We start from the raw sequence: 13,516 nt of genomic DNA, 5'->3' as shown, positions 1-13,516 counted from the left end.
ATAATTTGTAAATGAATGTAATAAAAAAATCGTTCGATTTGGGCGATGGAAGAATTGTAGAAATTGAGACAGGTAAATTGGCTAAACAAGCCGATGGTGCTGTTGTAGTTAAAATGGGAGATACCATGTTGTTAGCAACAGTTGTATCTACAGTTGGTGCAAAACCAGGTACGGATTTTTTACCTTTATCGGTAGATTATCAAGAAAAATATGCGGCTACTGGTCGTATTCCAGGTGGATTTTTGCGTCGTGAAGCTAGATTGTCAGACTATGAGGTTTTGATCTCGCGTTTGGTAGATAGAGCCTTACGTCCAATGTTCCCTAGCGATTATCACTCAGATACGCAGGTAATGATTTCGTTAATTTCTGCTGATAAAAATATAATGCCAGATTGTTTGGCAGGTTTAGCAGCATCTGCAGCTTTAGCTGTTTCAGATATTCCTTTTAACGGACCAATTTCTGAAGTACGCGTGGCAAAAATCGATGGTAAATTGATCATCAATCCATTGGCCAGCGATCTAGAACGTGCAACTTTAGAATTTATGGTAGCTGGTTCAGCTAACGATATAGGCATGGTTGAAGGTGAGTGCGATGAGATCCAGGAAGATGAAATGGTAGAAGCTTTGAAATTTGCACACGATGCAATTAAAGTTCAATGTGCTATTCAATTAGAATTAACTGAAGCTACTGGCAAAACTGTGAAACGTGAGTACAACCACGAAGACCATGATGCTGATCTAAAAGCTAAAGTTTATGCTGATACTTATGATAAAGTTTATGCAGTAGCAAAATCTGGTTCAAATAAAGACGAGCGTAAAGAAGGATTTACAGCGATCATCAACGAGTTTTTTGAGGCAATGCCTGAAGATACAGCTGATTTGACCAAAGCAATGGCTAAACATTATTACCATGATGTACAGTATGATGCGATTAGAAATCTATTGTTAGACGAAGGTATCCGTTTAGATGGTCGTTCAACTACGCAGATCCGTCCAATCTGGAGTGAAGTAGGTTATTTGCCTGCAGCTCACGGTTCGGCCGTATTTACACGTGGCGAAACCCAATCGTTAACATCGGTTACTTTAGGTAGCAAAGACGATGAGCAGATGATTGATGGTGCTTTCTTTAATGGTTACAATAAATTCTTGTTGCACTATAATTTCCCTGGTTTCTCAACTGGTGAAGTTAGACCAAACAGAGGTGCTGGTCGCCGCGAAATTGGTCACGGTGCTTTGGCCATGCGTTCTTTGAAAAAAGTATTGCCACAAGGTGAAGAAAATCCATATACCATCCGTATCGTTTCTGATATTTTAGAATCAAACGGTTCTTCATCAATGGCAACTGTTTGTGCTGGTACATTGGCATTAATGGATGCAGGTATCAAAATCAAAGCACCAGTATCTGGTATTGCAATGGGATTGATCACTGATGAGAAAACTGGTAAATATGCCATCCTTTCTGATATTTTAGGTGATGAAGATCACTTGGGAGATATGGACTTTAAAGTAACTGGTACTGAAAAAGGTATTGTTGCTTGTCAGATGGACTTAAAGATCAATGGTTTATCATACGAAGTATTGACCAAAGCATTGTTACAAGCTAAGGAAGGTCGTTTGCACATTTTAGGTGAGATGAAGAAAACCATTGCTGAGCCTAATGCAGATTTGAAACCACATGCACCTCGCATCGTTTCATTAAGTATCGATAAAGAATTTATTGGTGCGGTAATCGGCCCAGGTGGTAAAATTATCCAAGAAATGCAACGCGAAACTGGTGCATCTATCTCTATCGAAGAAGTAGGTAACAAAGGTATCGTTGAGATTTTTGCTGACAACAAAGCTGCAATTGATGCTGCTGTTGCACGTATCAATGCCATTGCCGCTAAACCAGAAATTGGTGCAATCTACCAAGGTAAAGTGAAATCTATCATGCCATTTGGTGCATTCGTAGAGATCATGCCAGGTAAAGATGGTCTATTACATATTTCTGAAATCTCTTGGGAGCGTTTAGAAACAATGGATGGCGTACTTAAAGAAGGCGATAAAATAGAAGTTAAATTGTTAGATGTAGACAAACAAGGTAAAATGAAACTTTCTCGTAAGGTTTTGTTACCTAGACCAGAAAAACCTGCAGCTACACAAGCATAATTCAAATTCAGAAAATAGAAATTGAATAAAAAAGCCTTCCGAGATTTCGGAAGGCTTTTTCTTTGTAGCTTTTTATTATATTTAGCTCATGAAACACATCATTGCCCCATCTATACTTTCTGCCGATTTTGCCAATCTACAACGCGATATTGAAATGATCAACCAGAGTGATGCTGATTGGTTCCATGTGGATGTAATGGATGGCGTTTTTGTGCCCAATATCTCCTTTGGTTTTCCTGTATTAAAGGCCGTTAAAGAACATGCCAAAAAACCTTTGGACGTACATTTGATGATTGTTAATCCCGAAAAGTATATCCAGGAATTTGTTGATGGTGGAGCAGCTATTTTAACCGTGCATTACGAAGCCTGCGTGCATTTGCATCGGGTAATCCAACAAATAAAAAGTACAGGCTGTAAGGCTTGTGTAGCCCTTAATCCGCATACACCAGTTGCTTTGTTGAAAGATATCCTGATGGATCCTGGATATGGTTTTGATCATGTCGGTAAATCCAGGCTTTGGTGGACAGCAGTTTATTCCACAATCCATCAATAAGATCATAGAACTAAGGAAGATGGCCAATGAGGTCAATCCCAATCTCATCATTGAAGTTGATGGGGGAGTTGGTATTTCGAATATTGAAAGTCTGATCAAAGCTGGAGCAAATGCTTTTGTAGCAGGCAATGCCATTTTTGCAAGCAATAGTCCAACACAGATGATCACTGATCTAAAAAATGTAGATGCTAGTTCACAACAAATTTAAACGTTTGCATGCTAAAAATTCGGCTGTTGATCATCACCATTTTTTTGGGCTTTACTTTTGTAAATGCTCAACCTCTGGTTAAGGTAACAGGTACCGTTTTAGATCTAAGTAATAATCCTTTACAATATGTGACCATTACCGTTTTAGGTCAACAAGAATCTACCTTGACTGCCGTTGATGGTACTTATACCATTTATGCACGAACAACATCTTTTACCTTAAAATACAACTTTTTGGGTTATAAGCCCTTCTTGTTGAAGATAAATGAGAAAGTTGCAGGTAGGATTACCCGAAATGTGGTACTGGTGCCGAATATCAATGAGTTGGAGCAGGTTACCATTACCAATAAGCAGAACCAGCTCAGTAATACAAGTACCATCAATATTGCGGATCTGGCTTCATTGCCCTCCGTTTCTGGAAATTTCGAAAGTATTTTAAAAACACTTCCGGGAGTATCTACCAACAATGAACTGAGTTCTCAATACAGTGTAAGAGGGGGCAATTTTGATGAAAACCTGATCTATGTAAATGATATAGAGATCAGTAGGCCAGTTTTGATCAGAAATGCACAACAAGAAGGACTGAGCTTTATCAACAGTGATTTTGTAACAAGGGCAAAATTTTCTGCAGGTGGTTTCGAGGCTAAATATGGCGATAAATTATCCTCTGTGCTAGATGTGAAATATGATCGGCCAGATAGTAACCAATTGGTGTTTACAGGCGGGCTTTTAGGTGCCTCATTGAGCTCTAAATATGTAGCCAATAAGAGTTTCTTACTCCTCGGACTACGTTATAAGAACAACAATAATATCTTGAACAAACAAGACAATAAAGGAAGTTACAGTCCAAATTTTGGTGATGCTCAGCTACTTTACCAGTACAATTTCTCTAATAAATTTAATATAAGTGCATTGGGCAGTTTCAATATTGGTCAGTTTAAGTTGGTTCCAGAAGATAGAGAAACCCAGTTTGGCACGCTAGAAACACAATTGAGGTTAAGGGTCGATTATACTGGTCAAGAGATTGATAGCTACCGTACAGCTGGAGGAGCAATTACCGCAAGTTTTAGTCCACAACCTAACTTGGTGGTCAAATGGATCAGCAGTTACTTTACCACAAGAGAACGAGAACGGTTTGATATTGAAGGAAACTATGTATTTGACGAATTAGAGACGGGTTTCAACTCTTCAGGTTTTATGCCTGTCCGTATCAATAGAGGGATTGGGAAATATTTGAACTATGCCCGTAACAACCTAAATTCTACAGCTATAAGTACAGAAATCAAAGCAGACCAAAGTTTTGACAACCATGTTTTTTCTTGGGGTTTTAGGTTAGAAAGAAACAAGTTTAAAGACCAGTTAAGTGAATACCATCTCACAGATTCTGCAGGTTACATCTTACCTTACGATTCGAAAAAGTTCTACTTGGAACAGTCCATTAACAAGTTGAACGAGGTCAATATCAATAATTATACGGCCTATGTGCAAGACAGCTATTCCTTAACAGACAATACCGATTTACAGGTTGGGGTTAGGGGTAGTTTTAATACCCTTACCGATCAGATTTTGATCAGTCCGAGATTATTATTGGCCTACAGGCCACCTAGTAACAACAGGATCTGGCGTTTTACCGCAGGGGTGTATCAACAGGCACCAACCTATCGGAGCATCAGGGCATACGATGGAAGCCTCAACCTCAATCAGAAGGCGCAACGTTCTTATAATGCGTCTGCCGGTTTCGATTATGCATTTGATGGTTTAGGTACTCGTTTAAAGTTTACCTCAGAGGCTTATTATAAATACAACCAGAGGTTTATTCCTTATGTGGTTGACAATGTCAGGATCAAATATCTTTCTTCTTCGGTGGCAAAAGGACATACTTATGGTGCTGATTTTAGCATTGGTGGCGAATTTGTAAAAGACCTGGTTTCTTATTTTAGACTTTCCTTTATGAGTGCCGATCAAGATATTATTGGCGATTCTTACCAGAAGAGAAATTCGTCAGGACAGTTTACGACAGTTTACCCTGGTTATTTAAGACGTCCGACCGATCAAAGGGTTAATTTTTCTGTATTTTTTCAAGATAGATTACTTAAAAGCCCTACCTATAAAGTACACTTGAACATGCTGTATGGATCGAGGTTACCCATTGGATCACCTTTGAGTGAACGTTATTCGGATGATTTTAATATCCCCGCCTATAAACGAGTAGATATTGGTTTTTCTAAAGATTTTTTGGATGATATCGCCGTGCGAAAACCCAAATTATTAGATAAATATTTTAGTTCGTTTATCGCTTATTTTGAAGTTTTTAATTTGTTAAATATCAATAACACAGTATCTTATTTGTGGTTGAAAGATGTAGACAATGTGCAGTATGCCATACCCAACTATTTAACAGGTCGACAGTTCAATTTTAAATTGATTTTAAAGTTTAAAAATCATCAATAATTAATCCCAAAGTGGTAGATTTACGCTAATAAAAAACTTAAATAAAATGAGACATAATTTTGGTGCAGGTCCCTGTATTTTACCGCAAGAAGTATTTAAGCAGGCTTCTAGAGCAGTTTTAGATTTTAAAGACGGTTTATCAATTTTAGAAATTTCGCATCGCACTCCAGAATTTGAAGGTGTGGTAGAAGAAGCGACCAAATTGGTAAAGGAACTTTTAAATGTACCATCCGGATACTCCGTTTTATTTTTACAAGGTGGCGCAAGTTTGCAATTTGCCATGGTACCGATGAACTTATTGCCACAAGGTAAAACAGCAGCTTATCTAGAAACTGGTGTTTGGGCAAATAAGGCGATTAAAGAAGTGAAATTCTTTGGTAAAGCTAATATTGTCGCTTCTTCAAAAGATGCCAATTACACCTTTATTCCAAAAGATTATACCATTCCAGAAGACAGTGCTTATTTCCACTGTACCTCTAACAATACCATTTACGGCACAGAGATGTTTACCTTACCAGTAACTAAAGTCCCTGTGGTTTGCGATATGTCTTCAGACATCATGAGCCGCGAAATAGATGTGTCTAAATACGACCTGATCTATGCAGGTGCCCAAAAGAATATCGGCCCAGCTGGATTAACTGTTGTCATCGTAAAAGATGAGATTTTAGGTAAAACCGGAAGAGGAATCCCTTCGATGTTAGATTATCAGGTACATATTGAAGGTGGATCAATGTACAATACACCTCCAGTATTTTCGATCTATGTAGCGATGCTCAACTTGAACTGGTTAAAATCTAAAGGTGGTATTGCCGAAATTGAAAAAGAGAATAAAGCTAAAGCACAGGCATTGTATACCGAAATTGATAGAAACCCGCTTTTTAAAGGTACTTGTGCCGTAGAAGACCGTTCTAGAATGAATGTTTGTTTTGTAATGGAAAATCCAGAACTAGAAAAAGCATTTGCAAAATTTGCCGATGACAACGGTTTTGAAGGACTAAAAGGCCATAGAAGCGTAGGTGGTTTCAGGGCATCGATGTATAATGCTTTGCCGATCACCAGCGTACATGCGCTAATTGATTTAATGCAGACTTTTGAAGAAAAACACAGATAGTTATGATCAAGATACTTGCCAACGATGGCATTGACCCAATTGGGAAAAAATTATTAGAAGAAGCTGGATTTACCGTAGATACACAAACCATTGCTCAAGACCAATTGGCAACAGCTTTGTTGAATTATGATGGCATAACGGTAAGAAGCGCAACAAAAGTTAGAAAAGAACTGATCGATGCTTGCCCTAACCTAAAACTAATAGGTAGAGGTGGTGTAGGGATGGACAATATAGATGTTGAATATGCAAGAAGTAAAGGAGTTGCCGTTGTCAATACACCAGCAGCTTCTTCATTATCTGTAGCCGAATTGGTTTTCTCTCACCTGTTTACTGGAATCAGGTTTTTACATGATTCTAATCGTAAAATGCCAGTAGATGGCGCTACGCAGTTTAACAATTTGAAGAAAGCTTATGCCAAAGGCATAGAACTAAGAGGTAAAACTTTAGGTATCATTGGTTTTGGTAGAATAGGAAGAGAAACTGCTACCATTGCTTTAGGTTTGGGTATGAACGTATTGGCTTATGATTTATTTCCTTTTGATGGACATATTCCTTTAACTTTTCAAGGTGGTGTTAAAGTTGATATCCCTGTAAAAAGTGTAAGTTTGGCAGAAGTAATTGCCCAAAGTGATTTCATTTCTTTACACACACCATTTGCAGACAAACCAATTTTAGGGGCGGAAGAATTTGCAACCATGAAAAATGGGGTAGGTATCGTAAACTGTTCGCGTGGTGGTACCATAGACGAATTGGCCTTGATCGATGCTTTGGATTCTGGTAAAGTTGCTTTTGCAGGCTTAGATGTTTTCGACAATGAGCCAACCCCATTAGCAGCCATTTTAACGCATCCAAAAATATCATTGACACCACACATCGGTGCGTCTACCAACGAAGCTCAAGAACGTATTGGAACAGAATTGGCAAACTTGATGATCGATCATTTTTCCAAATAGACATTTCCATTGATCCATATAAAAACTCTAGCTACAACTAGAGTTTTTTTGTTTGCAGCCAACGTTAGGGAACAAGGTGTTTTTTAAGTATTGTTAATAGGTTACATAATTCTTGTTGCGAAAATTACTTGTAATTTATCTTGAAAAAGAGTGGAATAAAGTATATTCGCCTTAGCCAAATATCACATCAGTATGCCTACGATAAAACCATTCTGTGCCCTAAAACCAGCGCCACATTTGTTGCGTACCGTAGTTACCCGTCCGCTTGAAAATTATGGTATAGGTGAGGCCAGGTTAATTGCTTCAGAGAATCCCAATAGTTTTTTGCACCTCATCAATCCCGAACTTGACAATCCCTATCTGCGTGGTTCCCGTCAAGAATTGGTGTATAAAAGAATTGGCGAAAACATGGATGATTTTATAGAAAAAGAGGTTTTGGTAACAGAAGAGCTGCCATCCATCTATATTTATCAGGTTAAACACGATGGTTTATTGCAAACAGGCATCTGGACATTGACACACATCAACGATTACCTACAAGGCAACATCAAAAAGCACGAACTAACTGTAGAACGTAGAGAAACTTTATTGGCCGAATATATCCAGCAGACCAATTTAGATGCCAACCCTGTACTTATTACCTATCAGCCTAATGCCATTGTTAAACAGGTAATTGAGCAATACATCACTTTACCTCCACAAGTTGATTTCTCTTATGTAGATGGTACAGTACACCGCATCTGGACCATTAACCAACAAGAAGACCTAGCCATATTGACCAAGGCTTTTGAGGAAATGCCGCCTGTTTATATTGCCGATGGCCATCACCGGGCAGCCTCTATGGCTAAAATGGGTTTACATAAAAGGGCATTGTATAAAGATAACGGAGCAGCTGAGTTCAATTATTTTTCTACGGTATACATGGATACCGAAGAAGTCAAAGTGTTGGAATATAACCGTTTGATAAGAGATTTGGCTGGACAGACTGAAGAAGAATTGTTAACAGCTATTTCAGAATTATTTGAGGTTGAGAAAATGGATGGACAGTTTAAACCCACTGCTTTGCATCATTTTGGGATGTATCTCAAATCTGGGTGGTATAAATTGGTAGCCAAACCAATTGCTTATCATAACGATCCAGTAGACGTTTTAGATGTTAGTATTCTGCAGAACCACATCCTAATTCCATTGTTGAAAATCAAGGATCCAAGAACAGATGCAAGGATTACTTTCGAAGGAGGCAAAACTCCTTTAAGTGAATTGGAAAAGCAAGTAAACAATGGGATAAATGAAGTTGCTTTTGTATTGAGGCCAGTAACATTAGATCAATTGATAGCTGTTGCTGATGCCAATGCCATTATGCCACCGAAATCTACTTGGGTAGAACCAAAGTTTTTGGTTGGTCTATTGTCGCACTATTTCAAAAAATAGTTGGTCTTTTAAGAAGTATAAGCGTTTTGATTTGGTGTTAAGCTGTTGTGAATCATACGGTTTATCGTTATATTTATAAGTATTAATCATAACCTAAAATTATACTTGTATGAAAAAACTAAATTTATTAAGTCGTGCGGAAATGAGAAAAATAGCCGGAGGTATTGGCTGCATTCCGCCAGATGACCGAGACAGACCTTGTTTGTTGGCTGGGGCAATCACATCATGTACCGAAGTTCCGTGTTGTTGTGGTTCTTATTGTGGCAGTACATTTGATGAAAATGACAACTTCGTTTACCGTTGTATGTCAGATCCCATCATCGAGTTTTAATTAAGATAAAGAGGCGATTTATAGCCTCTTTATATCCTTGCACTTAGTTTAAAGAATTGGTCAAAGCCCAATACCTAAACCCTAAAATAGCTTTCTCAAAAGTTGTTAGTTTCATCGGGTCTTTTTGATAGAGACTTGGTAAGATCAATTTATTTAATTTGACCAAGAGCTTAAATATTTGCTTTTTCATAACGTTTCAATGCTTTGCTTTTGGTAATGAAAAGATAAGTTAGCACAACACATCCTATTAAAAACAAGGTCATGAATAAATAGGCCAAGTCCCTCGATTTTTCTATCTGGTCTATATTTTTACTGAAATTTTGGTTCTGGTCCTGTAAGGTTTTAATTGTCCTTCTGTAGTTTTGGATGCTTTCGGTACTTGTACTCGAAGTAGATTTGGCCTGTTGTACCTGTAGGTCTTTAAAGTCTAGCAATACCTTCAGTTCTTTAAAGATATCATTGTCATTCAGCGCAATCTGTCTCAAAATTTCGTTCGAATTTCTAATGTCCCTTTTGGTCTGAAAACCGAAAATGCCTGTTTTTGTATTTAAACTCTCATCATATTGACCAAATTTGGTGCTTCTTTCTGCCAATAACGTATTGATTTTAAGACGTTGGGCCTCGTATGCAGAAGTGTCTTGCGCAACTGCATCAAATAAAAATGAAGTAGAACAGATCAATAGGAATAATATCTTTTTTAACATAATGTGTTTTTTATTGTTCAAGCAAACTCCATGCCTCAGCTTTGCTTAAAAAATTTGGTTTTACCTTTGCCCAGGTGTTTACAAATAATTCAGATTGACGATATCGTTCCAAATGCGCAGCACTATCCCAATAACTGATGGTGAAAAATAACTGATTATCAGTTTCGTGTTGCAATAACTTTACGCCATTGCAACCCTCAAAATTGGCAATTTTTGGTTTTGTAGCATTAAAAAGCGATTTGAATTCTTCGATAAAATGAGGAGCAAAATGCATTTTTACAACACGGACTAACATAGAATGGTACTGTTTAAATTGTTTATTAGGGTATAAGATTTGAGACGTGAGTTTTGAGTATCGGGAGCTTAAATTTTGCAATTCATTGTTTAACCAATTCTAAACTTTCAACTTTGAACTTTGAACTTTTGACTTTGAACCCTCAACCCTAAGGATGGAACTCTACACGTACAATATCGCTCAGGTGTAGGCCTAATAAGCCACTGGCTTTGCCCTTGTTGATCGCAATTTCCAAGTGGTTACTGATCCCGAACAGACAAAGTTTTTCTCCCTCAGGTACCTCATTATAATGCCAGCTCAATTGGGTAATGGTTTCGCTTTTTCTAAAGTATAAAGTGAAGTCTCTATTGCGTTGGATCTTGGTGAAAAGGTCTTTGGTGATATTGGTGATCACATTGCTGAAAGTATCGATGTAGATGACACTTCCTCTAATGATATCACGCTCTATTACAGGGTGCAAAAGCATGCGTTGCTCAATTTCTCCTGTAGGTAAACCAATGTCCTTTAATTTACCGCCTTTGGCCAAATGTATAGCCGCTTTTACAAAAATATCAACCAAAGGAAAATGGAGATATTTGAGGTCCTGCATGATGTTTAATTCTACCAGTTCATCAGGGGTCTCATCAAATAACAAAGAGAAAATCCCATTGTCGGCCCCAACAAAATAGTGGTCTTTATAACGCAGTGCGATGTATTTGGTATTCTCATTAAAAACGGAATCGATACCAATCAAATGTACCGTGTTTTTTGGAAAATAGGGGTAAGCGTTCTTTAGAACAAAAGCTGCATAAGAAATATTGAACGATGGAACCTCATGGGTAATGTCTACAATATTGGCAGTAGGCAAGATACTCAAGATGCTTCCTTTTAAAGCAGCCTGGTAAAAATCCTTGGAACCTAAATCTGTCGTTAATGTAATAATGGCCATTAAAAATTCAATATTTATTCTTATTCTTGTGTATGGGCAATTCGCCTACAAATATTCAATTTTTAAATCAAAATATACACTTCTAAATAAAAATACAATATTTTGAACGAACTAAAGCTAACATTAGAAACAACAGATCAAGTACAATTTTGGGGCGCCAACAACGAACACTACGAGTTGATCAAAAGTGCTTTCCCAAAGTTGAAAATCGTAGCAAGAGGAAACGACGTTAAGGCACTAGGGGATGAGGCTGAGTTAAAGGCCTTTGAGCAAAAGTTCGAACAGTTGGTTGCACACCTAGAAAAGTATAGAACACTTTCGCACAATGATGTGGAATTTATTTTAGGGTCTAAAAAAACGGTCGTAAAAACAGACGAAGCTCCAGTTGCAGCAGCAGTTAATACTGGTGAGGTAATTGTTTTTGGTAACCATGGCCTGATGATCAAGGCCCGTACCGCCAATCAACGTAAAATGGTAGACAGTATCGGTAAAAACGATGTATTGTTCGCCATCGGCCCTGCCGGAACAGGAAAAACATACACCGCAGTTGCATTGGCAGTTAGGGCGCTGAAGAATAAAGAAATCAAAAGAATCATATTAACCAGGCCCGCAGTTGAAGCAGGAGAGAGCCTTGGCTTTTTGCCGGGTGACCTTAAAGAAAAGGTAGTATCATATTTACGCCCACTTTATGACGCCCTGGATGATATGATTCCGCCAGACAAGTTAAAACTGTACCTAGAAAACAGAACCATTGAAGTTGCGCCGTTGGCATTTATGCGTGGACGTACCTTAGACAATTGTTTTGTAATATTAGACGAAGCACAAAACTCAACAGACCTACAGTTGAAGATGTTTTTGACCCGTATGGGACCAACTGCAAAATTTATTGTAACTGGAGATATTACCCAGATCGATTTACCTAAAAAAGCACAGTCTGGCCTACATAATGCACTGCGTATTTTAACAGATATTAAAGGAATTGATGTGATTTATCTTACAGGAGAAGATGTGGTAAGGCATAAATTGGTAAAACAAATCCTAAAAGCTTACGGAGATATCCAATAAAGTTTAAATCTAGCGGATCAGATAAAATGCAAAGAATAGCCTTAAATGATAGCCTAACGCTGTCTTTTGAACCTTTTGACAAAAAGGTTAGGCTTATTGTGGCTACAATTGACGAAGAACTGGCCTGCAGAAAAGAAACCGTCAAAAATTTACAGGCTTTTTTAAAGCTCGAAGAGGCGAATATCTTTAAAGGGAGGTTACAATTGAACAAACATGGCGATGTCATAGAACTAAATATTAAAAATAAGCCAATAGCCCTCGTCTCTTCTAAAGATTTTGAACAGATTTTAAATAATTTACAATAATTTTAACCCTGTAGCTACTAAACCTACAGGGTTTTTATTTAAAAATCGTATTTTTATAGCCTCATGAAAGCAATTAAAGAAACCCATTTTAATTTTCCACAACAAACCAATTTTTATAAAGGTAAAGTACGTGATGTGTATACCATTGACGATCAATTGATGGCCATGGTAGTAACCGATAGGATATCCGCATTTGATGTCGTATTACCAGAGGCCATCCCTTTTAAAGGACAGGTGTTGAACCAGATTGCTGCCAAGTTTTTGGCTGCTACCAAAGACATTGTACCCAATTGGGTTTTGGCTACGCCTGATGAAATGGTAACTGTTGGAAGAATTTGCGAACCTTTTAAAGTGGAAATGGTAATTAGGGGTTACCTTGCCGGACATGCGTGGCGCGAGTATAGTGCTGGTAAAAGAAGCGTATGTGGCGTTGAGCTGCCTGATGGATTAAACGAGAATGATAAATTGCCCACACCGATCATTACACCAACTACCAAAGCTGCTGTGGGTCACGATGAAGATATTTCTAAACAAGACATTTTAGCCAAAGGCATCGTTTCTTTGGTTGATTATACCCAACTGGAAGCATATACCCAGGCATTGTATCAACGCGGAACAGAAATGGCCGCAGAACGAGGTTTGATTTTGGTAGATACCAAATACGAATTTGGAAAAGTTGGAGATACCATCTATTTGATTGACGAAATCCATACGCCAGACTCATCCCGTTATTTTTATGCAGATGGCTATGCAGAAAGACAAAAAAATCAAGAACCACAAAAACAATTGTCGAAAGAATTTGTACGTAAATGGTTGATCGAGAATAATTTTCAAGGCAAGGATGGTCAACAGATCCCAGTAATGACGCCAGAAATTGTAGATTCGATATCCGAACGCTATATCGAATTATACGAGCAGATCACAGGCGAAGTTTTTGTTAAAAATCCATCAGAAAGCATTGTAGCCAGAATAGAACAAAATGTGATTAATTCGATTAACGATTTATTATCAAAATAATAATCGCTACTTTCGTTA

12 protein-coding genes and 1 pseudogene are annotated in these 13,516 nt (G+C 37.9%); 10 read left to right on the top strand and 3 right to left on the bottom strand.

Annotation, left to right across the window (positions count from 1 at the left end; all coding sequences use genetic code 11):
* Positions 1-11: 11 nt before the first annotated feature.
* The 7 genes and pseudogenes from pnp to ACFJIZ_RS07075 all read left to right on the top strand — a co-directional run bounded on the left by pnp (position 12) and on the right by ACFJIZ_RS07075 (position 9,184).
* On the top strand, positions 12-2,147 hold the full coding sequence (gene pnp, locus ACFJIZ_RS07105; protein WP_379091783.1) for a polyribonucleotide nucleotidyltransferase: 2,136 nt from the start codon (positions 12-14) through the stop codon (positions 2,145-2,147).
* An 88-nt stretch (positions 2,148-2,235) separates the two neighbouring features.
* Positions 2,236-2,908, top strand: a pseudogene (gene rpe, locus ACFJIZ_RS07100) (ribulose-phosphate 3-epimerase).
* An 8-nt stretch (positions 2,909-2,916) separates the two neighbouring features.
* The gene (locus ACFJIZ_RS07095) at positions 2,917-5,358 is read left to right on the top strand and encodes a carboxypeptidase-like regulatory domain-containing protein (RefSeq protein WP_379091782.1); all 2,442 of its coding nucleotides are present in this window, start codon (positions 2,917-2,919) and stop codon (positions 5,356-5,358) included.
* A 46-nt stretch (positions 5,359-5,404) separates the two neighbouring features.
* Entirely contained in the window at positions 5,405-6,469 is a 1,065-nt protein-coding gene (gene serC, locus ACFJIZ_RS07090; protein WP_379091781.1) for a 3-phosphoserine/phosphohydroxythreonine transaminase, read from the top strand.
* 2 nt (positions 6,470-6,471) lie between these two features.
* The gene (locus ACFJIZ_RS07085; RefSeq protein WP_379091780.1) at positions 6,472-7,422 is read left to right on the top strand and encodes a D-2-hydroxyacid dehydrogenase; all 951 of its coding nucleotides are present in this window, start codon (positions 6,472-6,474) and stop codon (positions 7,420-7,422) included.
* A 192-nt stretch (positions 7,423-7,614) separates the two neighbouring features.
* A complete protein-coding gene (locus ACFJIZ_RS07080; RefSeq protein WP_379091779.1) occupies positions 7,615-8,853 on the top strand; it encodes a DUF1015 domain-containing protein in 1,239 nt (412 codons plus the stop codon).
* Positions 8,854-8,995: 142 nt separating this feature from the next.
* Positions 8,996-9,184: a hypothetical protein gene (locus ACFJIZ_RS07075; protein WP_379091778.1), complete on the top strand. Its 189-nt coding sequence runs from the start codon at positions 8,996-8,998 to the stop codon at positions 9,182-9,184.
* 170 nt (positions 9,185-9,354) lie between these two features.
* Here the strand turns inward: ACFJIZ_RS07075 and ACFJIZ_RS07070 are convergent, their stop codons facing one another.
* The 3 genes from ACFJIZ_RS07070 to ACFJIZ_RS07060 all read right to left on the bottom strand — a co-directional run bounded on the left by ACFJIZ_RS07070 (position 9,355) and on the right by ACFJIZ_RS07060 (position 11,111).
* Positions 9,355-9,888, bottom strand: a complete 534-nt coding sequence (locus ACFJIZ_RS07070) for a hypothetical protein (RefSeq protein WP_379091777.1) — start codon at positions 9,886-9,888, stop codon at positions 9,355-9,357.
* 10 nt (positions 9,889-9,898) lie between these two features.
* Positions 9,899-10,264, bottom strand: a complete 366-nt coding sequence (locus ACFJIZ_RS07065; RefSeq protein ID WP_379091776.1) for a putative quinol monooxygenase — start codon at positions 10,262-10,264, stop codon at positions 9,899-9,901.
* Between the two features lie 67 nt (positions 10,265-10,331).
* Entirely contained in the window at positions 10,332-11,111 is a 780-nt protein-coding gene (locus ACFJIZ_RS07060) for an S-adenosyl-l-methionine hydroxide adenosyltransferase family protein (protein ID WP_379091775.1), read from the bottom strand.
* A gap of 102 nt (positions 11,112-11,213) precedes the next feature.
* Here ACFJIZ_RS07060 and ACFJIZ_RS07055 point away from each other — a divergent pair, with 102 nt between their 5' ends.
* The 3 genes from ACFJIZ_RS07055 to ACFJIZ_RS07045 all read left to right on the top strand — a co-directional run bounded on the left by ACFJIZ_RS07055 (position 11,214) and on the right by ACFJIZ_RS07045 (position 13,498).
* Complete coding sequence (locus tag ACFJIZ_RS07055; protein ID WP_379091774.1) at positions 11,214-12,176, top strand: PhoH family protein; 963 nt, start codon at positions 11,214-11,216, stop codon at positions 12,174-12,176.
* 26 nt (positions 12,177-12,202) lie between these two features.
* Positions 12,203-12,481 (top strand): hypothetical protein, encoded by a 279-nt coding sequence (locus tag ACFJIZ_RS07050; RefSeq protein ID WP_379091773.1) that lies wholly within the window; start codon positions 12,203-12,205, stop codon positions 12,479-12,481.
* Between the two features lie 63 nt (positions 12,482-12,544).
* The gene (locus ACFJIZ_RS07045; RefSeq protein WP_379091772.1) at positions 12,545-13,498 is read left to right on the top strand and encodes a phosphoribosylaminoimidazolesuccinocarboxamide synthase; all 954 of its coding nucleotides are present in this window, start codon (positions 12,545-12,547) and stop codon (positions 13,496-13,498) included.
* The last annotated feature ends 18 nt before the right edge of the window (positions 13,499-13,516 follow it).

This window comes from Pedobacter sp. UC225_65, from assembly GCF_042698365.1.
Taxonomy (GTDB): domain Bacteria; phylum Bacteroidota; class Bacteroidia; order Sphingobacteriales; family Sphingobacteriaceae; genus Pedobacter.
Note: the sequence above shows the minus strand (reverse complement) of the source record. Positions and strands in the feature narration are given on the sequence as shown.